Source organism: Halomonas sp. BM-2019 (assembly GCF_017584085.1).
This window is the reverse complement of record NZ_CP071922.1, coordinates 3,088,434-3,109,546: the sequence shown is the minus strand read 5'-3', so window position 1 is coordinate 3,109,546 and position 21,113 is coordinate 3,088,434. Positions and strand designations below refer to the sequence as shown.

At 70.4% G+C, this 21,113-nt stretch carries 19 protein-coding genes; 14 read left to right on the top strand and 5 right to left on the bottom strand.

Features of this window, described 5'->3' with window-relative positions:
- Positions 1-66: 66 nt before the first annotated feature.
- Both efp and epmA read left to right on the top strand, forming a co-directional pair.
- Positions 67-633 carry an elongation factor P gene (gene efp, locus J5F18_RS15510; protein WP_346299463.1) on the top strand — a complete coding sequence of 189 codons (567 nt, stop codon included), beginning with the start codon at positions 67-69 and terminating at the stop codon, positions 631-633.
- A gap of 156 nt (positions 634-789) precedes the next feature.
- A complete protein-coding gene (gene epmA / locus J5F18_RS15505; protein ID WP_346299462.1) occupies positions 790-1,776 on the top strand; it encodes an EF-P lysine aminoacylase EpmA in 987 nt (328 codons plus the stop codon).
- Here the strand turns inward: epmA and asd are convergent.
- The 3 genes from asd to rsgA all read right to left on the bottom strand — a co-directional run bounded on the left by asd (position 1,773) and on the right by rsgA (position 4,576).
- Positions 1,773-2,609 (bottom strand): archaetidylserine decarboxylase, encoded by an 837-nt coding sequence (gene asd / locus J5F18_RS15500; protein WP_346299461.1) that lies wholly within the window; start codon positions 2,607-2,609, stop codon positions 1,773-1,775. The genes epmA and asd overlap by 4 nt on opposite strands.
- A gap of 28 nt (positions 2,610-2,637) precedes the next feature.
- Positions 2,638-3,468 (bottom strand): rhodanese-like domain-containing protein, encoded by an 831-nt coding sequence (locus J5F18_RS15495; protein WP_346299460.1) that lies wholly within the window; start codon positions 3,466-3,468, stop codon positions 2,638-2,640.
- 76 nt (positions 3,469-3,544) lie between these two features.
- Positions 3,545-4,576, bottom strand: coding sequence for a small ribosomal subunit biogenesis GTPase RsgA (gene rsgA, locus J5F18_RS15490; RefSeq protein WP_346299459.1), 1,032 nt, complete (start codon positions 4,574-4,576; stop codon positions 3,545-3,547).
- A 95-nt stretch (positions 4,577-4,671) separates the two neighbouring features.
- Here rsgA and orn point away from each other — a divergent pair, with 95 nt between their 5' ends.
- Positions 4,672-5,265 carry an oligoribonuclease gene (gene orn, locus J5F18_RS15485; protein ID WP_346299458.1) on the top strand — a complete coding sequence of 198 codons (594 nt, stop codon included), beginning with the start codon at positions 4,672-4,674 and terminating at the stop codon, positions 5,263-5,265.
- A gap of 309 nt (positions 5,266-5,574) precedes the next feature.
- Here the strand turns inward: orn and queG are convergent, their stop codons facing one another.
- Positions 5,575-6,678 (bottom strand): tRNA epoxyqueuosine(34) reductase QueG, encoded by a 1,104-nt coding sequence (gene queG / locus J5F18_RS15480; protein WP_346299457.1) that lies wholly within the window; start codon positions 6,676-6,678, stop codon positions 5,575-5,577.
- 113 nt (positions 6,679-6,791) lie between these two features.
- On the opposite strand from queG, the gene J5F18_RS15475 reads away from it, so the two are divergent.
- The 11 genes from J5F18_RS15475 to J5F18_RS15425 all read left to right on the top strand — a co-directional run bounded on the left by J5F18_RS15475 (position 6,792) and on the right by J5F18_RS15425 (position 20,206).
- The gene (locus J5F18_RS15475) at positions 6,792-8,324 is read left to right on the top strand and encodes an NAD(P)H-hydrate dehydratase (protein ID WP_346299456.1); all 1,533 of its coding nucleotides are present in this window, start codon (positions 6,792-6,794) and stop codon (positions 8,322-8,324) included.
- Positions 8,305-8,823 carry a tRNA (adenosine(37)-N6)-threonylcarbamoyltransferase complex ATPase subunit type 1 TsaE gene (gene tsaE / locus J5F18_RS15470; protein ID WP_346299455.1) on the top strand — a complete coding sequence of 173 codons (519 nt, stop codon included), beginning with the start codon at positions 8,305-8,307 and terminating at the stop codon, positions 8,821-8,823. Before J5F18_RS15475 ends, tsaE begins: the two co-directional genes overlap by 20 nt.
- Positions 8,820-10,265 (top strand): N-acetylmuramoyl-L-alanine amidase, encoded by a 1,446-nt coding sequence (locus tag J5F18_RS15465; protein ID WP_346299454.1) that lies wholly within the window; start codon positions 8,820-8,822, stop codon positions 10,263-10,265. Before tsaE ends, J5F18_RS15465 begins: the two co-directional genes overlap by 4 nt.
- Positions 10,266-10,281: 16 nt before the next feature.
- Positions 10,282-12,261 (top strand): DNA mismatch repair endonuclease MutL, encoded by a 1,980-nt coding sequence (gene mutL, locus J5F18_RS15460; RefSeq protein ID WP_346299453.1) that lies wholly within the window; start codon positions 10,282-10,284, stop codon positions 12,259-12,261.
- 192 nt (positions 12,262-12,453) lie between these two features.
- Positions 12,454-13,392 (top strand): tRNA (adenosine(37)-N6)-dimethylallyltransferase MiaA, encoded by a 939-nt coding sequence (gene miaA / locus J5F18_RS15455; protein WP_346299452.1) that lies wholly within the window; start codon positions 12,454-12,456, stop codon positions 13,390-13,392.
- Between the two features lie 122 nt (positions 13,393-13,514).
- Positions 13,515-13,763, top strand: coding sequence for an RNA chaperone Hfq (gene hfq, locus J5F18_RS15450; protein WP_346299451.1), 249 nt, complete (start codon positions 13,515-13,517; stop codon positions 13,761-13,763).
- A gap of 8 nt (positions 13,764-13,771) precedes the next feature.
- On the top strand, positions 13,772-15,088 hold the full coding sequence (hflX, locus tag J5F18_RS15445) for a ribosome rescue GTPase HflX (protein ID WP_346299450.1): 1,317 nt from the start codon (positions 13,772-13,774) through the stop codon (positions 15,086-15,088).
- A 234-nt stretch (positions 15,089-15,322) separates the two neighbouring features.
- Complete coding sequence (hflK, locus tag J5F18_RS15440; protein WP_346299449.1) at positions 15,323-16,549, top strand: FtsH protease activity modulator HflK; 1,227 nt, start codon at positions 15,323-15,325, stop codon at positions 16,547-16,549.
- Positions 16,550-17,455, top strand: a complete 906-nt coding sequence (gene hflC, locus J5F18_RS15435; protein WP_346299448.1) for a protease modulator HflC — start codon at positions 16,550-16,552, stop codon at positions 17,453-17,455.
- Between the two features lie 218 nt (positions 17,456-17,673).
- Positions 17,674-18,849 (top strand): ATP phosphoribosyltransferase regulatory subunit, encoded by a 1,176-nt coding sequence (locus tag J5F18_RS15430; RefSeq protein ID WP_346299447.1) that lies wholly within the window; start codon positions 17,674-17,676, stop codon positions 18,847-18,849.
- 61 nt (positions 18,850-18,910) lie between these two features.
- Complete coding sequence (locus tag J5F18_RS15425) at positions 18,911-20,206, top strand: adenylosuccinate synthase (protein ID WP_346299446.1); 1,296 nt, start codon at positions 18,911-18,913, stop codon at positions 20,204-20,206.
- A 100-nt stretch (positions 20,207-20,306) separates the two neighbouring features.
- On the opposite strand, the gene J5F18_RS15420 is transcribed toward J5F18_RS15425, so the two are convergent.
- Positions 20,307-21,113, bottom strand: an 807-nt coding sequence (locus J5F18_RS15420; RefSeq protein WP_346299445.1) for an SEL1-like repeat protein, incomplete at its 5' end; no start/stop codon positions are given.

The following is a 21,113-nucleotide window of genomic DNA, read 5'->3' as shown; positions in this document are numbered from 1 at the left end:
GCGTCGAATGTCGTTTCCCAGCGCGCCCCGGGCTCCGGCGGCGCGCTTGAACATGGGTGAGTGAAGATGGCGAATTATTCTACCAACGAATTCAAGGGCGGTCTGAAGGTGATGCTGGACGGCGATCCCTGCGCGATCGTCGAGAACGAATTCGTCAAGCCGGGCAAGGGGCAGGCGTTCAACCGCGTCAAGCTGCGCAACCTGATCACCGGCCGCGTCTGGGAGCGCACCTTCAAGTCCGGCGAGTCCCTCGAGGGCGCCGACGTGATGGACCTCGACATGGAGTACCTCTACACCGACGGTGAGATGTGGCACTTCATGAAGACCGACGGCTCCTTCGAGCAGTACGCGGTGGAGAAGAAGGCCCTGGGCGACACCATCAAGTGGCTCAAGGAGCAGGTGGTCTACACCGTGACCCTGTGGAACGACAACGCCATCAGCGTGACCCCGCCCAACTTCATCGAGCTCGAGGTGGTCGAGACCGACCCAGGCCTCAAGGGCGACACCGCCCAGGGCGGCTCCAAGCCGGCGACCCTCTCCTCCGGCGCCGTGGTACGCGTGCCGCTGTTTATCAACCAGGGCGAAGTGCTCAAGGTGGATACGCGCAGCGGCGACTACGTCAGCCGGGCCTGATCCCTCAGCGACACGCCTGTTGACTACCTCCCTGGAGCGCGATTCATCGCGCGAAAGGCGGCTGCCGCCAATCGCTGGATAAATCCAGCTCCTACGGGGGGCTACGAAAAGGCCATGCCTGCCCGGCATGGCCTGCGTCGTTCAGGAGGGTAGGGAATGACCGACGACTGGCGCCCCACGGCGACGATCGAGACCCTGCGCGAGCGGGCGCGGATGCTGGCCGAGGTGCGAGACTTCTTCGCCGAGCGCGGCGTGCTGGAGGTGGAGACCCCGGTGCTGGGTCACGGCGGCAGCACCGACCTGCACCTGGCCTCGCTCTCGGCCCAGGCGACTACCCCCGCCGGGCGCGAGCGGCTGTGGCTGCAGACCTCGCCGGAGTTTCATATGAAGCGCCTGCTGGCCGCCGGCTCCGGGCCGATCTTCCAGCTGGCCAGGAGCTTTCGGGACGGCGAGGTGGGAGGACGCCACAACCTCGAGTTCACCCTGCTGGAGTGGTATCGCCCGGGTTTCTCGCTGGACGAGCTGATCGAGGAGACCACGGCGCTGGTGCGCACCGTGCTGGGCCGAGAGCTGGGGGATGAGGCGGTGCCGCTGCTCCGGCGCCGCTATCGGGAGCTGTTTCGCGATTTTCTCGCCATCGACCCCTTTACCGCGCCCTTGGGCGAGCTTCGCCGCCTGGCCGCGGAAAAGGGCGGGCTGGCCATGGACGAGGCCCCCCGCGACGACTGCCTCGACCTGCTGATCAGCCTCGTGATCGAGCCTCAGCTGGGCCGCGAGGGCATCGAGGTGGTGGTGGACTACCCGGCCAGCCAGGCGGCCCTGGCGCGGCGCCACCGCGACCCGGAGGATGGCCAGTGGGTGGCGTCGCGCTTCGAGCTCTACCTCGCGGGACTGGAGCTCGCCAACGGCTACGATGAGCTGACCGATGCCGCCGAACAGGCGGCGCGTTTCGATGAGGACAATGCCGCCCGCCGAGCGGCGGGGCTGCCGGAGGTGGATATCGACCGGCGCCTGGTGGCGGCGCTGGCCCATGGCATGCCCGAGGGGAGCGGGGTGGCGCTGGGCATCGATCGGCTGCTCCAGCTGGCGCTGGGCAAGGCGAGCGTGGCGGAGGTGATGGCCTTCGCCACGCCGCGCTGTTAGAACGCCCCCAGCGACTTCCCCATCCTGACCTTGGCGCCGGGCTCGAGGGCCTCGGTGAAGGCCAGCGGCTCGGCGAAGGCCATCACCACCGTGGAGCCGAGCTTGAAGCGGCCCATCTCCTCGCCGCGTGCCAGATGCACCGGCGTATCGAAGCGGATGCGCTGCACGCCGCCGCGGGGCAGGGGGGTGATCTGCCCGGCCCACACCGTCTCGATGGCGGCGACGATCATCGCCCCCACCAGCACCATCGCCATGGGACCCTGCTCGGTATCGAAGTGGCACACCAGCCGCTCGTTGCGGGCGAAGAGGTTGGGCACGTGCTCGGTGGTGGCGGCGTTGACCGAGAAGAGCCGCCCCGGTACGTAGACCATCTCGGTCAGGGTGCCGCCCACGGGCATGTGCACCCGGTGATAGTCCCGCGGCGAGAGGTAGACGGTGGCGAAGCTGCCGCCCAGGTAGCGCCGGGCGGCCTCGCCGTCGCCGCCGAGCAGGTCCATGGCCGAGAAGCGGTGGCCCTTGGCCTGCAGCAGCTGGCCCGCCTCCAGGGCTCCGAACTGCGACAGGGTGCCGTCGGCGGGGCTCAGCACCCCCTCGCCGAGGGGGCGAGCGCCCGCCTTGAGAGGGCGGGTAAAGAAGTCGTTGAAGGTGGTGTAGGCCCTGGGGTCGGGGTCGGCCGCCTCGCTCATGTCCACCTTGAACTGGCGGATGAAGCGCCGCACCAGGAGGTTCTTCAACCAGGGGAGGCGGCATTCGGCGAGCCGCCCCACCAGCCGCGAGAGCAGGTGGTGGGGCAGGGGGTACTGGATCAGGGCAAAGAGCTTGGCGAGTGACAAGGGCGTTCCTGTGGCTGAGTGTTGAAGGTTATTTCTCGATGGGGGTGTCGTCGCGGTTGCCCCACTCCTTCCAGGAGCCGGCGTAGCCGCGGATCTTCTCGAAGCCCAGGGCGCGGCCTACCAGCCAGGTGAAACCGCTGCGATGGTGGCTCTGGCAGTGGGTGACGACCTCCATGTCGGGGGTCAGGCCCAGCGCCTCGAGCTCGGTGACCAGCTCGGCGTAGTCGCGGATGCGTAGGCCGCGCGCCGGGTCCATGGCCCGGGTCCACTCCATGTTCACCGCACCGGGGATATGGCCCAGGTGCCGATTGTGGCCCTTCTCGCCGCGGTACTCCTCGGGGGAGCGGGCATCCCAGATGGCGAAACCCTTCTCGCCGAGGCGCTCGACCAGTTCCAGGCGGTCGATGGCCGCTTCGGGGTGGAGGATCTCCGCCTCGTAGTCGCTGGGCCTGGGCGCGACGGGAGCGGTGTCGACCGGCAGGCCCTCCTGGCGCCAGGCGTGGATGCCGCCGTTGAGGTAGGAGTAGCGGGTGTGGCCGATCAGCTCGAGGGTCCACAGCAGGCGCCCGGCCCAGCCGCCGCCCTCGTCGTCGTAGGCCACCACGTGGGTGTCGCGGGTCAGGCCGAGCTCGCTGAACAGCGCCGAGAGCTGCTCCTCCGTCGGCTCGCGGCAGGGCACCTCGCCTTCCCCACGCATCAGCCGTGCCTTGTCGAGGAAGCGGGCGCCGGGCACGTGGCCCTCGGCGTAGCTCTCGGCCTTGAGCGGCACGTCGATGATCAACAGCGAGGGGTCATCCAGGTGCTCGGCGAGCCGTGTCGGCTCGATGATCAGCGGCAGCAGGTTGGCTTCGGAACTCATGGGGCTCTCCTTTCCTTGTTCTGATGACCGGGCCTTGTTCTGACGATCGGGCCTGGTTGGTGCGATCAGGGCGCGATCAGGGCTCGAGCGAGTCGACGATGCGGCGGTAGCTGGCGAAGCGCTCCGGGTGCACCTCGCCGCGCTCCACCGCTTCGAGCAGCGCGCAGCCCGGCTCGTGGCGGTGGCGGCAGTCGCGAAAGCGGCAGCGCCCCAGCAGGTCGCGAAACTCGGTGAAGCCCGCGGCCACCTGCTGCTCGTCCAGGTGGCCGAGGCCGAACTCGCGGATCCCCGGGGAGTCGATCAGCTCGCCCGCCTCGGCGTCGGGCAGCGCATAGAGCCGCGCCGTGGTGGTGGTGTGGGTGCCCTTGCGCGAATCCTTCGACAGCGCGCCGATGCGAAGTTCCTCGTCGGGCAGCAGGCGGTCGATCAACGATGACTTGCCCACGCCGCTCTGGCCGACGAACACCGAGGTGCGGCCGGCCAGGCGGTCCAGCAGGGGCGCCAGGCCACCTTCCCGGGCGACGCTGGTGGCCACCACCGGATAGCCCAGCGCCTCGTAGCGGTGCAGCAGTTCGAGCAGCGGGCCGCCCGCCTCGGGCAGCAGGTCGATCTTGTTGAGCACCAGCACCGGCGCGATGCCGGTGGCCTCGGCGGCCACCAGGTAGCGATCGATCAGGTTGGGGTGGGGCTCGGGCTCCACGGCGAAGACGATCAGGATCTGGTCGATGTTGGCGGCCACCGGTTTAAGCTGGCCGCGGGCGTCGGGGCGCTCCAGCACGCTGTCACGCTCGCCGCGGGCCACCACCACCCCTTCCACGATGGCGCCCTCGGCGTCCTCGCGGCCGCGCCAGATCACCCGGTCGCCGGTCACCAGCCCCTCGAGGTTGGCGCGCAGGTGGCAGCGCACCGCGTCGCCGCCGCCCTCCGGGCGCACGTCCAGGGTGCGGCCGAAGTGGGCGATCACCCGTCCGGGCCGCTCGGGACCGTACTCCCCCGCGGCCAGCTTGTCGCTGTCCCGGGCGTCGCGCTTGGCGGCCCGCTCGGCCCGCTCGGCCTGGATCTTCTCGACGCGCCAGCGCTGCTGGCGGCTCAGCTTGCGTTTGCTCATGGGGCCCTGAAGCTCGCTACAATGGGGGCATTGTACTCATCCACCGCGTTGGCTGTCGCGAACTCGCGCAGGACGCTTTCAGTAAAGGCGCTTTCATGGCCCAGCAAGACGACAAGCAGGATGCCCGCAAGCAGCGGCTGGTATGGATCGACCTGGAGATGACCGGGCTCGACCCGGAGAAGGAGCGCATCATCGAGGTGGCCACCCTGGTCACCGACGCCGAGCTCAACGTCGTCGCCGAGGGGCCGGTGCTCGCCGTCAACCAGCCCGACACCCTGCTCGACGCCATGGACGCCTGGTGCACCAAGACCCACGGCGAGTCCGGGCTGACCGCGCGGGTCAAGGCGAGCCGCGTCGATTCCGCCGAGGCCGAGCGGCTGACGCTTGACTTCCTGCGCGAGCACGTGGACCCCGGCAACTCGCCCATGTGTGGCAACAGCGTGCATCAGGACCGCCGCTTCCTGGAGCGCGAGATGCCCGAGCTGCTGGCCTTCTTCCACTACCGCAATCTGGACGTCTCCACCCTCAAGGAGCTGGCCAAGCGCTGGAACCCCGGTGCCCTGGCCGGCTTCCAGAAGCGCAACGTCCACCTGGCCATGGACGACATCAAGGAGTCCATCGCCGAGCTCGCCCACTACCGAAACACCTTCCTGCGCCTGGCGGACGCCGAGAGCGACGAGGAGGAGTAGGCCCTTCGGGCAGCGCCCAGCTGCAAGCGCCTAGCGCCCAGCGGACCTTCGGGCAGCGCCCAGCTACAAGCGCCTAGCGCCCAGCGGCCCTTCGGGCAGCGCCCAGCTACAAGCGCCTAGCGCCCAGCAGCTCACTGGCGGGCGGCAGGTGGCGAGGAAGAAAACGAAAAAATCCGCCGGAGCCAAACTTCGGGGGGCGTTGGCACCAGCACCAGCATCATCCTGCTCGGCGCTCGGCGCTCGGCGCTCGGCGCTCGGCGCTCGGCGCTCGGCGCTCGGCGCTCGGCGCTCGGCGCTCGGCGCTCGGCGCTAGCCGCTGGCAATCAGCGCCTGGCGCTTCTCCCGCTGACGGGCCAGGGCCCAGCGCACATGCTCGCGCACCAGGTCGGAGGGGTAGGAGAGGCGCGCCCAGAGAGCGGCCTCCACCGCCTCGCTCCAGGGCGCGTTGCCGAGCCCCACGGCGAGGTTGCGCAGCCAGCGCGCGTAGCCGATGCGGCGGATCGGGCTGCCGGCGGTCTTCTCCAGGAACTCCGTCTCGCCCCAGGCGAACAGGGAGAGCAGGCTGGCGCGGTCCAGGTCGTGGCGGGGGGCGAAGTCGGGCTCTCGGCTCACCCGCGTGAAGCGGGTGAAGGGGCAGACCAGCTGGCAGTCGTCGCAGCCGAACACCCGATTGCCCATGGCTTCCCGGTAGCGCTCCGGGATCGCCCCGTGAAGCTCGATGGTGAGGTAGGAGATGCAGGCCCGGGCGTCCACCACCCGATCCTCGACGATGGCGCCGGTGGGGCAGGCGGTGCGGCAGGCGCTGCAGCGGCCGCAGTGCTCACCCTCGAAGGGCGGGTCTACCGGCAGCGGCAGGTCGGTGTAGAGTTCGCCCAGGAAGAACAGCGAGCCCGCCCTGGGGTTGAGCAGCATGGCGTTCTTGCCGAACCAGCCGAGCCCCGCCTTGCGCGCCAGCGCGCGCTCCATCACCGGGGCGGAGTCCACGAAGGCGCGGTAGCCGATGGGCCCCGCCTCGGCCTCGATCCACTGGGCCAGCGTCGCCAGCCGCTTGCGCATCAGCTTGTGGTAGTCGCGCCCGGTGGCGTAGCGCGACACATAGGCGCGCTCGGGCTGGCCCAGCACCCTGGCGGTCTCCACCTCGGCAGGCAGGTAGTCCAGGCGCACGCTGATCACCCGCAGGGTGCCCGGAACCAGCTCCGCGGGACGGGTGCGCTTGGTGCCGTGCTTGGCCATGAAGCCCATCTCGCCGTGGTGGCCGGCGTCCAGCCAGCGCGCCAGGCGCGCCTCGTCCTCGGCCAGGTCCACGTCGGTGATGCCGAGCTGCTGGAAGCCGAGCTCGCGCCCCCAGGCCTTGATGCGCTCGGCCAGGTGACGAAGATCGGGGGCGTCGTCGTGGGCAGACGAGGAAGGCATGATCGCGGAAACACCGTGCAGGGCGGCGGCGTCACTTGGCGCCGTCCGCGGAGGCTTTACACTGTGGGTTGAACCCCCGCCATGGTAAAGCATTGCGTTCAGGGAGACATCGCATGGCTGACGCCGCCCGATTCGCACCACGGCTGCATCCGCTCTATCGCGCCGCGCAGGTGCGCGAACTCGATCGGCGCACCATCGCCGCCGGTCTCGCCGGTTTCGCTCTCATGCAGCGCGCCAGCGCCGCCGCCTGGCAGGTGCTGCGCCAACGCTGGCCCGGGGCGCGTTCGCTGACGGTGCTGTGCGGCGCCGGCAACAACGGCGGCGACGGCCACGTGCTGGCGGCCCTGGCCGCCGCCGAGGGCCTGGCCGTGCAGCGCATCCTGCTCAAGGAGATCGAGGAACTCGCCGGCGATGCCCGCCTGGCCGCCGACATGGCCACGGCGGCCGGCGTCGCCGCCGAGCCCTGGGAAGCCGGCATGGCGCTGGAGGGCGAGGTGGTGGTGGATGCGCTGCTCGGCACCGGGCTCTCCGGTGAGGTGCGCGGGGCCTTCCGCGAGGCGATCGCGGCGGTGAACGCCAGCGGCCGGCCGGTGTACGCCATCGACATTCCCTCGGGGCTTCACGCCGATACCGGCGCGGTGCTGGGCGAGGCGGTGCGGGCCACCGCCACGGCCACCTTCATCGGCGACAAGCTGGGGCTGCATACCGGGGCGGCGGCGGATCACGTCGGCGAGCTCGCCTTCCTGGACCTGGGCGTGGACGCCCGGGCCGAGGCGGATCTCTCCCCGGCGGCGGAGCTGCTCGACGAGCGGCTGATAGGCGCCTGGCTGCCCCCTCGGCCGCGCACCGCCCACAAGGGCGACTGCGGCCACGCGCTGATCCTGGGCGGGGCGCCGGGCTTCGGCGGGGCGGCGCTGCTTGCCACCGAGGCCTGCGCGCGGCTCGGCGCCGGCAAGGTGAGCCTGGCCACCGCGCCGGAGCACGTGACCGCGAGCCTGACGCGCCGCCCCGAGGTGATGGCCCACGGGGCGCGCGGCGTATCGGACCTGGGTACGCTGCCCGCCCTGGCTGACGTGCTGGTGGTGGGCCCGGGCCTGGGGCAGGGCAGCTGGGGCCAGGCCATGCTGCAGGCCGCCCTGGACGCCGGCCGGCCGCTGGTGGTGGATGCCGACGGCCTCAACCTACTGGCGACCCGCTTCCCCGAGGCGCGCCGCGACGACTGGATCCTGACGCCCCACCCCGGCGAGGCGGCGCGCCTGCTGGGCATCACGGCCGCCGAGGTGGAGGCGGATCGCCCCGCGGCGGCCCTGGCGCTGCGCGAGCGGTGGGGCGGGGTGGCGGTGCTCAAGGGGGCCGGCACCCTGGTGGCAGGACCCACGGGGCTCGCCGTCTGCACCTTCGGCAACCCCGGCATGGCCAGCGGCGGCATGGGCGATGGGCTCTCCGGCATGCTCGGCGCCCTGCTGGCCCAGGGGCTGCCGCTGGAGGCCGCGGCGCGGCTCGGCGTGCTGGTGCATGCCCGGGCCGCGGATCTGGCGGCGGCCGACGCCGGGGAGCGTGGTCTGCTGGCCGGCGATCTGGCATCCTATGCGCGAATTCTGGTCAATCCGACGATGGACAGGGACGATGCTGTTGCGACTCGATGATGAAGCGCGTCAGGTGAGCCTGGGCGAGTGCCTAGGCCGGGCCCTGGAGGGGCATGGGCGAGTCTATCTGGAGGGCGAGCTGGGGGCCGGCAAGACCACCCTGAGCCGCGGGGTGCTGCGTGCCTTCGGTCACCGCGGGGCGGTCAAGAGCCCCACCTATACCCTGGTGGAGCCCTACACCCTCGACGGCGTCCGCGTCCACCACTTCGACCTCTACCGGCTGGGCGACCCCGAGGAGCTGGAGTTCATCGGCGGCCGTGACCTCTTCGATGACGACGCCCTCTGCCTGGTGGAGTGGCCGAGCCGGGGCGAGGGCTGGCTGCCCGTGCCCGACCTGAGGGTCACCCTCAGCCTGGCCGGGACGGGGCGTGAGGCGCGCCTCGAGGCCGCCAGCGAACGAGGCCGGCAGGTACTGGCGCGGCTGGCGGCGATGCCCGAGCTGGCCGCCTGCCGCCGGAGGGAAGCCGATGACGCCAAGGAGGGCGAGGCGACGCGATGATCAAGCGCCTGTTGCGCGGCTTGCTGGCCGCTATCCTGCTGTGGATCCCCCTGGCGGGCCTCCAGGCCGGCCAGGTGGAGAACGTGCGCCTGTGGGCCGCGCCGGACCACGCCCGGCTGGTCTTCGACCTCTCCTCGCCGGCCCAGGCCAACGTCTTCGCCCTCGACAACCCGCGGCGCCTGGTGATCGACCTGGACGACAGCCGCCTGGCCACGGATGTCGCCGGCCTCGACCTCTCCGGCAGCGCCATCAGCCGCGTGCGCACCGGCGTTCGGGACGGCAACGGGCTGCGCGTGGTGCTGGAACTGGAGCGCGAGGTGGAGCCCCGCCACTTCAGCCTGGCGCCCAACGACCAGTACGGCCATCGCCTGGTGGTGGACCTGGAGTATCCCGGCGAGAGCGCCGTCCAGGATCCCATCGACCCCATCGAGGCGATGATCCGCGAGCAGGAGATCGCCGCCAACCGCGCTCGCGCCGAATCGAGCGGTGCGCCGGCGCGGGTCACGCCCGAGCCGGCGGTGGCCCTGCAGCAGGCCCAGCCCCACCCTCGGCGCGACATCATCATCGCCATCGATCCCGGCCACGGCGGCGAGGATCCGGGGGCCATCGGCCCCGGCGGGACCCGCGAGAAGGACGTGGTGATGGAGATCTCCCGACGCCTGCAGCGCCTGGTGGACGAGGCCGAGGGCTTCCGCGCGGTGATGATCCGCGACGGCGACTACTACGTGGGGCTGCGTCAGCGCACCCAGATCGCCCGGGAGCAGAAGGCCGACTTCTTCGTCTCCATCCATGCCGATGCCTTCAACAGCCCGCGCCCGCATGGCAGCTCGGTCTATGCGCTCTCCCAGCGCGGCGCCACCTCCGAGACCGCCCAGTGGCTGGCCGAGAGCGAGAACCGCGCCGACCTGATCGGCGGCGTCGACGGCAACCTCTCCCTCAAGGACAAGGACGAGGTGTTGCGCGGCGTGCTGCTGGACCTGACCATGACCGCCACCCTCAACGACTCCCTGGCCATCGGCGGCCAGGTGCTCGACCAGCTGGGCCAAGTCAACCGCCTGCACCGCAGCCGGGTGGAGCAGGCCGGCTTCATGGTGCTCAAGTCGCCGGACATCCCGTCGCTGCTGATCGAGGCGGGGTTCATCTCCAACCCGGACGAGGAGCGTCGGCTGCGTGACGCCGGCCATCAGCAGAAGCTGGCCCGGGCGATCTTCGCCGGCCTGCAGGACCACTTCCGGCGCAACCCGCCGCCGGCCAGCCTGCTGGCCTGGCAGCGCGACAACCACCGCAGCACCGGCGGCAACGAGTACCGCATCCAGCCGGGCGACACTTTGTCGCAGATCGCCGCCCGCCACAACGTTTCCACCTCCCAGCTGCGCCAGGCCAACGAGCTCAACGGCGACGTGATCCGCGTGGGCCAGGTGCTGCGAATCCCGCGTTCATGATGCCCATGGGAGGCCTATGACGGCACCGCGTCCTATCCGGGTCCTCGACCCGCGGCTGGCCAACCAGATCGCCGCCGGCGAGGTGGTGGAGCGCCCCGCCTCGGTGGTTAAGGAGCTGGTCGAGAATGCCATCGATGCCGGCAGCCGGCGCGTCGAGGTGGAGCTCGAGGCCGGCGGCGCCCGCCTGATCCGGGTGCGCGACGATGGCAGCGGCATCGTCGAGGCGGACCTGCCGCTCGCCCTGTCGCGCCACGCCACCAGCAAGATCGTCTCCCTGGAGGAGCTCGAGGGGGTGGTGAGCCTCGGCTTTCGCGGCGAGGCGCTGGCCTCGATCAGCTCGGTGTCGCGCCTGGAGCTTGTCTCCAACGCCGCCGAGGACCCCGCCGCCGGCTGGCGGGTGGTGGCCGAGGGGCGCCAGATGGAGCCCCGGGTCAGCCCGGCGCCGCACCCCCGCGGCACCTCGGTGACGGTGCGCGACCTCTTCTTCAATACCCCGGCCAGGCGCAAGTTCCTGCGCACCGAGAAGACCGAGTTCGGTCACGTGGAGGAGGCCTTCCGCCGCCAGGCGCTCTCGCGCTTCGACATCGGCTGGACCCTGCGCCACAACCAGAAGACCCTCCACCAGCTGCGCCCCGGAGACGACCCGGCCAGCCGCGAGCGACGCATCGCCGCGCTGCTCGGCAAGGGCTTCCTGGAGCACGCCCTGCACCTGGACCTTGCGGCCTCAGGCCTGCGCCTGTGGGGCTGGGTCGGCCTGCCCACCCACTCCCGGGCCCAGGCCGACCAGCAGTACTTCTTCGTCAACGGCCGGGTGGTGCGCGACCGCCTGGTGGCCCACGCCATCCGCCAGGCCTACCGCGATGTGCTGTTCAGCGGCCGCCATCCGGTGTTCGTGCTCTACCTGGAGGTGGACCCCGCGGTGGTGGACGTCAATGTCCACCCGACCAAGCACGAGGTGCGTTTCCGCGATGGCCGCCTGGTCCACGACTTCCTCTTCTCCAGCCTTCATCGGGCGCTGGGCGAAGCGCGGGCCGGCCATCCGGGGGCCGGCCATCCTGGGGCCGGCCATGGCGGGGAGGAGATCCAGAAATCCGCCGCCGCGGATGAGACGCCGCGCGCCCCTGCGGCAGGGCAGGTGCGCGAGGACGCCGGCCGCTGGCAGCAGCAGCCCATGGCGCTGCCGGGCCGGGAGGAGGGCGAGCGAGTCACCCCGGATCGCGTGCGGGCCTTTATGGAGGGCTACAGGGCGCTGCACCCGAGCCACGAGGAGACGCTGCTGACCCCGCAGCCGGCGGCGCCGGGCGCTGAGGGAAGAGGAGTGGGCGGCAGCGCCGCCGGAGTGGCCCTGGCCGAGCGAGAGGCGGTGCAGGCCGCCCGCCGTCCGGCGCTGCCCGAGGCCGATGATACCCGGGCCCCGCCGCTGGGCTACGCCATCGCCCAGCTCCACGGGGTCTATATCCTTGCCCAGAGCGAACGCGGCCTGATCCTGGTGGACATGCACGCCGCCCACGAGCGGATCGTCTATGAGCGCATGAAGCGCCAGGTGCACGGCGGGCGGCTGGAGGCCCAGCCGCTGCTGGTGCCGGTGTCGCTGGCGGCGAGCGCCGCCGAGGTGGCCACCGCCGAGGCGGAGGCCGAGGCCTTCGCTCGCCTCGGCGTGGAGCTCGACGTGGCCGGCCCCGAGACCCTGCTGGTGCGCCAGCTGCCGGTGCTGCTCGGCGACGCCGACGTGGAGCCGCTGATCCGCGATATGCTCGGCGACCTGGAGCGCTACGGCCGCTCCGATCGTCTCGAGGCCCACGTCAACGAGCTGTTGGCCACCATGGCCTGCCACGGCAGCGTGCGCGCCAACCGCCAGCTGACCCTGGCGGAGATGAACGCCCTGCTGCGCGACATGGAGCGCACCGAGCGCAGCGGCCAGTGCAACCACGGCCGCCCCACCTGGACCGAGATGAGCATGAAAGAGCTGGACCGGCTCTTCTTGCGCGGCCAGTGATCGGACAGAGTAGACGCATGATGCAATGGTTTCCCCATGAAGGTTTCCTGGCTGGTCAGGAATGCCGGGTGGGAGGGCGGCTCTGCCGCGCGAAGGCGTCGTCAGGCGCCCTGTTCGGGCAGCGCTGCGCGCTGCTTCGCCCGCTGAAGCGGCCTCCCACAGTTGGAATCGCCTTGACAGGCTGGACAGGCCATGACTGATTCTCGCCCCCTGGCCATCCTGCTGATGGGCCCCACCGCCGCCGGCAAGACCGATCTCGCCATCGCGCTCCACGAGCGGCTCGGCTGCGAGCTGATCAGCGTCGATTCCGCCATGGTCTATCGCGGCATGGACATCGGCAGCGCCAAGCCCTCGGCGGAGGAGCTGGCCCGGGCGCCACACCGGCTGATCGATATCCGCGACCCCGCCGAGCCCTACTCCGCGGCGGAGTTTCGCGAGGATGCCCTGCGCGAGATGCGCCAGATCACCGCCGCCGGCCGGGTGCCGCTGCTGGTGGGCGGCACCATGATGTACCTGCGCCAGCTGCTCCACGGGGTGGCCAATCTGCCCCCTTCGGATCCCGCGGTGCGCGCCGAGCTGGAGCGCGAGGCCCGGTCGCACGGCCTCGCCGTCCTGCACGAGGCGCTGGCCCGGGTCGACCCGGTCTCGGCGGTGCGCATCCACCCCAACGACCCCCAGCGCCTGATGCGGGCCCTGGAGGTCTATCGCCTCAGCGGGCGGCCCCTCAGCGAGCTGTGGGCCGAGCAGCGCGCGGAAACCTTTCCCTGGCGCACGCTGTCGATAGGGCTTAGCCCGGCGGATCGTGCCGTGCTGCACGCGCGGATCGCCCGACGCTTCGATGCCATGCTGGCGGCCGGCTTTCTCGACGAGGTGGCGAGGCTGCGTGCCCGCGGCGACCTCTCGCCGGAACTGCCGTCGATGAAGAGCGTCGGCTACCGCCAGGCGTGGGCCTACCTCGACGGCGAGTACGGTCGCGAGACGCTGCGCCACCGCGGCATCGTCGCCACCCGGCAGCTGGCCAAGCGCCAGCTGACCTGGCTGCGCAGCTGGTCGGGGCTCGCCTGGGTCGATAACCAGGGGGGGGATCCCCTTGGGCCGGTGCTGAAACTCGTGCGCGATTTCGGCACTTAGCGTAAGATACGCCATTCGAATGCCGGGTGGCCGGGCCCCTCAGGGGCAGGCGCGATGCCAGTCAGGCAAGGTCCACCAGACGATAATATTTCAACCCCAGAGACAATTTCAGGGAGAGCAACATGTCTAAAGGGCAGTCCCTTCAAGATCCGTACCTGAACATCCTGCGCAAGGAGCGCATCCCGGTATCGATCTTCCTGGTCAATGGCATCAAGCTGCAGGGCCAGATCGAATCCTTCGACCAGTTTGTGATCCTGCTGCGCAACACCGTCAGCCAGATGGTCTACAAGCACGCCATCTCCACCGTGGTGCCGTCGCGCAACGTGCGCCTGCCGGTCCAGGACCCTGCCGCGCAGCAGGACAGCCAGTGAGGTATTGATTGTTTTTTGAACGTCCCGACGCCGGTGAAACGGCCGTCCTCGTCCATGTGGATTTCCAGGACGAACAGGAGCGTGAGGATCCGGGTGAGTTCCTCGAGCTGGTGCGCTCCGCCGGCGCCGAGCCGGCCACCCTGCTGACCGGCAGTCGCCGCCGGCCGGACCCACGGACCTTCGTGGGCTCCGGCAAGCTGGAGGAGCTGCGTGAGGCCATGGCGGTGCACGGCGCCGAGCTGGTGATCTTCAACCACGCCCTGAGTCCGTCTCAGGAGCGCAACCTCGAGCGCGTGCTCAAGTGCCGGGTGCTCGATCGTACCGGCCTGATCCTCGATATCTTCGCCCAGCGGGCGCGGACCCACGAGGGCAAGCTGCAGGTGGAGCTGGCCCAGCTGGAGTACATGTCGACCCGTCTGGTACGTGGCTGGACTCACCTGGAGCGTCAGAAGGGCGGCATCGGCCTGCGCGGTCCCGGCGAGACTCAGCTCGAGACCGACCGCCGCCTGCTGCGGGCGCGCATCAAGGCGATCCACCGGCGCCTCGACAAGGTCCGCAGTCAGCGCGAGCAGAACCGCCGCTCCCGTGCCAGGGCCGAGATCCCCAGCGTCTCCCTGGTGGGTTACACCAACGCCGGCAAGTCAACGCTGTTCAACGCCCTGACCGCCGCCAAGGTCTATGCGGCCGATCAGCTCTTCGCTACCCTCGACCCGACCCTGCGCCGACTCGAGATCGAGGATGTCGGTCCCGTGGTGCTGGCCGATACCGTGGGCTTCATTCGCCACCTGCCGCACAAGCTGGTGGAAGCCTTCCGCGCGACCCTGCAGGAGGCCGCCGAGGCGACCCTGCTGGTGCACGTGATCGATGCCGCCGACCCGGACCGTGACCTCAACGTGGAGCAGGTGGAGTCGGTGCTCGACGAGATCGGTGCCCTCGAGGTGCCGATGCTCAAGGTGATGAACAAGATCGACCTGCTCGACAGCGCGCCGCGCATCGAGCGCGACGGCGAGGGCCGCCCCGAGGTGGTCTGGCTCTCGGCGAGGGAGGGCCAGGGGCTCGAGCTGTTAGCCCAGGCCCTGGCCGAGCGGCTGGCGGACGACGTCATCGACCTGGCGTTGACCCTGGCGCCGGAGCAAGGAAGGCTTCGCGCGGGTCTACATGAGTTGGGCGCGGTGCGCGACGAGGTCTTCGACGAGCAAGGGCACAGCCGACTGCAGGTGCGGCTGCCTCGCCGCGACTTCCTGCAGCTGATGGCGCGGCTCGGCGAGCGCGCCGACCATTACCTGCCCGAGGCGCTGCAGTCGCGACCGGTGTGGGAAGAGTGAGCGGGAAGAGTACGCGGGAAGAGTGAGTGGGAAGAGTTGATCGGGATGAGTGAGCGGGACGCCTGAGCGGGACGGAATGACAGGAACCAAAGTGCCGCCCGGTAGCCATGGATGCGCCGGGCTGGCCGATAACGACAAGGGGTGACCAGCGTCTCGCCAGAGGCGCTACAGGATCGCAACCGAAGCCTTCGCCGGCGCTGCCGGTGGGGCAGAATCGCATAGTGGAGAAGACCTATGGCCTGGAATGAGCCTGGTGGTGGCAACCAGCACGACCCCTGGAGTGGTGGTGGTGGCCGACGCGGTGGCGGCAATGGAGGCGGCGGCGGCAACCGCGGCGGCAACCAGGGTCCCCCCGATCTCGATGAAGCCCTGAAGAAGTTTCAGGACAAACTCAACAACATGCTCGGCGGTCGCGGCGGCAAGGGTGGCGGCGGCAGGGGTGGCAAGGGCGGTGGCGGCAAGCCACGTAACGTCTTCGCCCTCCCCGGGCTGCTCATCATCGTCGCCCTGGCGATCTGGGCGGCCTCCGGCTTCTACCTGGTCGACCAGTCCGAGCGGGGCGTGGTCCTGCGCTTCGGCAAGTTCCAGGAGGTGGTGACCCCCGGCCTGCACTGGAACCCGCCGCTGATCGACGACGTGCGCATGGTCAACGTGACCCGGGTGCGCTCGCTGACCCAGACCCAGTCGATGCTGACCCGCGACGAGAACATCGTGCGCGTCGAGATCTCGGCCCAGTATCAGGTGGCCAATCCCCGCGACTTCGTGCTCAACGTGCGCAATCCCCAGCTCTCCATCGAGAACGCGCTGGACTCCGCGCTGCGTCACGTGGTGGGTGGCACCGACATGATCGATATCCTCACCGCCGGTCGTGAGATCCTCGGCAGCTCCGTGGCGAGCCGCCTGCAGTCCTACCTGGACAGCTACGGCACCGGTATCCGGCTGCAGACCATCAACATCGAGTCCACCTCGGCGCCGGACCCGGTCATCGATGCCTTCGACGACGTGATCCGGGCCCGCGAGGATCGCCAGCGGACCATCAACGAAGGCATGGCCTACGCCAATGCCATCATCCCCGAGGCCCAGGGTCAGGCCCAGCGCCTGGTCGAGCAGGGCCAGGGCTATCGCGAATCGGTGGTCGCCGAGGCGCGCGGTCAGGCCAACCGCTTCACCGCGCTGCTCTCCCAGTACCAGAGCGCGCCGGAGGTGATGCGTGAGCGTCTCTACCTGGATGCGATGAGCGAGGTGTTCGGCAGCACGCCGAAGGTGCTGGTGGATGTGGCGGCCGAGAGCCCGCTGATGTACCTGCCCCTGGACCAGATGGGCAACGGCGGTCGCGCTGCGGCTACCGGCGAGCGCCTGGGCGAGCAGGGTGAGCTCGACCCGCGGGTGCTGGAGCGCCTGCGCTCCGGCCAGACCGCGTCAGGCACCAGCAACAGTGGAATCCGCAGGGAGGGCCGCTAAATGATTAACAATCGATCCCTGCTGATCGTCGGCGGCCTGGCCGCCGCGGCCTGGCTGGCCAGCAACAGCCTCTACGTGGTCGACGAGACCGAGCGTGCCGTCAAGCTGCGCTTCGGTGAGGTCATCGAGGAGAACATCCAGCCGGGCCTGCACTTCAAGGTGCCGATCACCCAGACGGTGCGCAAGTTCGATACCCGCGTGCTGACCCTGGACACCGACACCAGCCGCTACCTGACCCTGGAGCAGAAGGCGGTGATCGTGGACTCCTACGTCAAGTGGCAGGTGGTCAACCCGACCCGCTACTACGAGGCCACCGCCGGCGATGAGATGATGGCGATTCGCCTTATCCAGCCGCGGGTCGACGAGAGCCTGCGTAACGAGTTCGGTCGCCTGGACCTCCAGCAGATCATCGCCGAGCGCCGCGACGACCTGATGATCGGGCCGACCCAGGACCTCGACGCCCTGCTGCGCGACGAGCTGGGGGTGGCGATTCGCGACGTGCGCGTCAAGCGGATCGACCTGCCCGACGACGTCTCCGCGGCGGTCTTTGACCGCATGCGCTCGGAGCGTGAGCGGGAGGCCCGCGAGTGGCGCGCCCAGGGTCAGGAGGAGGCCGAGCGCATCCGCGCCAACGCCGACCGGCGCCGCCAGGTGCTGCTGGCCCAGGCCACCGAGCGGGCCGAGACCCTGCGCGGTGAGGGGGATGCCGAGGCCGCGGCCATCTTCGCCCAGGCCTATTCCGAGGATCAGGAGTTCTTCACCTTCTGGCGCAGCCTCAACGCCTACCGGGAGAGCTTCCAGGGCGACGGCAACATGCTGGTGCTCGATCCCACCAGCGACTTCTTCCGCTACCTGAGAAGCGCGGAGAATCGCGGGCCGGCGGCCAACAGCCTGCTGCCGGAGTAAGGGCAGCACCCGAACCGTCCCGCGCCCAAGGCGCGGGACGGTTCCCCGGGGTTCATCCCCGGCGCAAACGTGGTAGACTCCTGCAACCGGGCGTGGCCCGGTTTTTTTGTGGCCGACTATCGCAAGACCGCGCAGGCCCTGTCGCATCTCGACGCCCGCCGAGTCTGGCGAGAGCGTTCGTTTTACGGCCATTTTCACTGCCTTGCAGGATGATTTTCATGACCATCGCTGACCGCTGGCTGCTGCCCGACGGGATGGACGAAGTGCTGCCGCCCCAGGCGAGCCGCATGGAGGAGCTGCGCCGCGCGCTGCTCGACCTCTACCACCGCTGGGGCTACGACCAGGTGATGCCACCCACCGCGGAGTTCCTCGACTCCCTGCTCACCGGTACCGGCTCCGACCTGGCGCTGCAGACCTTCAAGCTCACCGACCAGCTGACCGGGCGCATGATGGGCGTCAGCGCCGACGTCACCCCCCAGGTGGCGCGCATGGATGCCCACTCGCTCAAGCGCCAGGGACCGGTGCGGCTCTGCTACTGCACCAATGTGCTGCGGGCCACCGCCGACCAGCACCAGGGCGGCCGCAGCCCGGTGCAGGTGGGGGTGGAACTGTTTGGCCACGCCGGCCTCGAGGCGGACCTCGAGATCCTGCACCTGGCCCTGGCCTCGCTCTCCGAGTCCGGCGCCGAGGAGATCCACTTGGCGCTGGGCCATATCGGCATCTATCGCAGCCTGGTCCAGGCCGCGGGCCTCGAGGGCGACGCCGAGCGGGCGCTGTTCGAGGCCCTGGAGCTCAAGAGCCCGGGCGAGCTGGCCGAGCGGGTGGCCGAGAGCGTCGCGGACCCGGTCCTGGCCGAGATGTTCCTGGCGCTGGGACGCCTGCACGGCGGCGCCGAGGTGCTGGAGGAGGCCCGCGAGGCCTTCGCCGAGGCCCCGGCCCCGGTGGGGGCGGCCCTCGAGCAGCTGCGCGCCCTGCACCAGGGCGTGTTGAAGGGGCACCCCGAGGTCGAGCCCTACTTCGACCTGGGCGAGCTGCGCGGCTACGCCTACCATACCGGCATGATGTTCGCCGCCTACGTGCCCGGCTACGGCCAGGCGCTGGCCAAGGGTGGCCGCTATGACGACACCGGGCGTGCCTTCGGTCGTGCGCGCCCGGCCACCGGCTTCTCCATGGATCTCAAGCAGCTGGCCAGCCTGTCCCTCGCCGAGCCGCCCTGCGACGGTATCTGGGCGCCTGCGGAGGGCGAGGGGCTGCACGAGGCCGTCATCGCCTGGCGGGCGAAGGGCGAGCGGGTGGTGCAGGCCCTGCCGGGGCAGCGCACCGGGCCCGTCGAGCACCGCTGCGATCGCGAGCTGGTGTTCATCAATGGCCACTGGGAGGCCGTGGCACTGTAGACTGGGTTAACCCTTGGGCGCGACGGTCCGCCGGCGCGCGGCAACGAGAGACGAGAGAGCAATGGGCAAGAACGTAGTCGTATTGGGCACCCAGTGGGGTGACGAAGGCAAGGGCAAGGTCGTCGACCTGCTCACCGAATCCGCCGCCGCGGTGGTGCGCTTCCAGGGCGGTCACAACGCCGGCCACACCCTGGTGATCGACGGCGAGAAGACCGTCCTGCACCTGATTCCTTCCGGCATCCTGCGCCAGGACAAGATGTGCGTGATCGGCAATGGCGTGGTGCTCTCGCCCGAGGCGCTGATCAAGGAGATCCGCGAGCTCGAGGAGAAGGGCGTGCCGGTGCGCGAGCGCCTGCGCCTGTCGCCGGCCTGCCCGCTGATCCTGCCCTACCACGTGCGCCTCGACCAGGCCCGCGAGAAGGCCCGCGGCGTGGCCAAGATCGGCACCACGGGGCGCGGCATCGGCCCGGCCTACGAGGACAAGGTGGCCCGCCGCGGCCTGCGCCTGGGTGACATGCTGCACCGCGAGCGCTTCGCCTCCAAGCTCGGCGAGGTCCTCGACTACCACAACTTCGTGCTGGTCAACTATCACGGCGAGCCGCCGGTGGACTTCCAGCGGGTGCTGGACGAGGCCATGGAGATGGCCGAGGAGCTGCGTCCCATGGTGTGCGATACCGTAAGCCTGGTCCACGAGTATCGCCGGTCCGGCGAGAACATTCTCTTCGAGGGCGCCCAGGGCTCGCTGCTGGACATCGACCACGGCACCTATCCCTTCGTGACCAGCTCCAACACTACCGCCGGCGGCACCGCCACCGGCTCCGGCGTCGGGCCGCTCTACCTGGACTATGTGCTGGGCATTACCAAGGCCTACACCACCCGGGTCGGCTCCGGCCCGTTCCCCACCGAGCTGTTCGATGACCACGGCCGTCACCTGGCCGAGCGTGGCCACGAGTTCGGCGCCACCACCGGCCGCCCGCGCCGCTGCGGCTGGTTCGACGCCGTGGCTCTGCGCCATGCGGTGCAGATCAACTCGGTCTCTGGCATCTGCCTGACCAAGCTCGACGTGCTCGACGGCCTCGAGAACATCCGCGTCTGCGTGGGCTATCGCAGCAAGGATGGCGAAGTGCTGGACACCCCGGTGGACACCGAGGGCTATGAGGCCATCGAGCCGCTCTACGAGGACCTGCCGGGCTGGAGCGAGTCGACCCTGGGCGCCCGGCGCGTCGAGGACCTGCCGGCCAACGCGCGCGCCTACATCCGCTACCTGGAGGAGAAGGTGGGCACCTCCATCGATATCATCTCCACCGGTCCGGACCGCAACGAGACCATCGTGCTGCGCAACCCCTTCGAGGGCTGAGGCTCGACGGGCCGCACGCGGCCCGCGCGGCCTGTACGACAACGCAGAAGGCCGGCACCTGGTGCCGGCCTTCTGCGTTTCGGGTCACGATGTCACGACGTTACGGCGCTGCGGCGAGATCGTCCGAGAGCAGGTCGTGGAGCGTCTCGAGGGCCATGTCGCTGTCGGCCTCCATCACCTCCTCCAGCCACAGCAGCGCCTGCTCGCGGTTGGCGCTCTCGAGCCCGTTGGCCTCCAGGTAGGCCTCGGCCAGCGCCAGGCGTGCGCTGGAGTGCCCCTGGCGGGCGGCCTGGAGCAGGTAGTCGGCGCCTCGGCGGCTGTCCCGCTCCAGGCGCTCGCCGTGCAGGTACTCGCGTCCCAGGGTGGCCTGGGCGCCGGGGTGACCCTCGTCCGCGGCCTCCGTGAGCAGGGCCTGGCCCCGCTCGATGTCCTCCGGCATGCCCTCCTCGCCGCGCAGCAGGATACGGCCCAGGTTGGCCCGCGACGAGACATCGCCGCTCTGGGCCGCCTGGTCCAGCCACTCCGCGGCCCGCGCCGGGTCGGCCTCGACGCCGTTGCCCTCCAGGTAGGCCTGGCCCAGCAGCCTGGCGGCGTGGGGGTTGCCGGCCTCGGCGACGGGACGCAGGGTGGCGACACCCTGCTCGGCATCCTGTTCAAGGTGTTCGCCGCGCAGCAGCGCCTCGCCGAGCCGCAGCCGGGCCCCGTCGTGGCCCGCCTCGGCCGCCCCCTGCAGCAGGGTCTGGCCGCGCTCGGGGTCGCTCTCGAGCAGCATCTCGCCGACCTCGGCCCGGGCCCCGGTATGCCCGGCATTGGCGGCGCGCTCGAGCCACGCGCGGGACGCCTCGGGATTGGCCTGGACCCCGTCGCCGTGGAGGAAGGCGCGGCCCAGGTCGGCCATGGCCCCCGG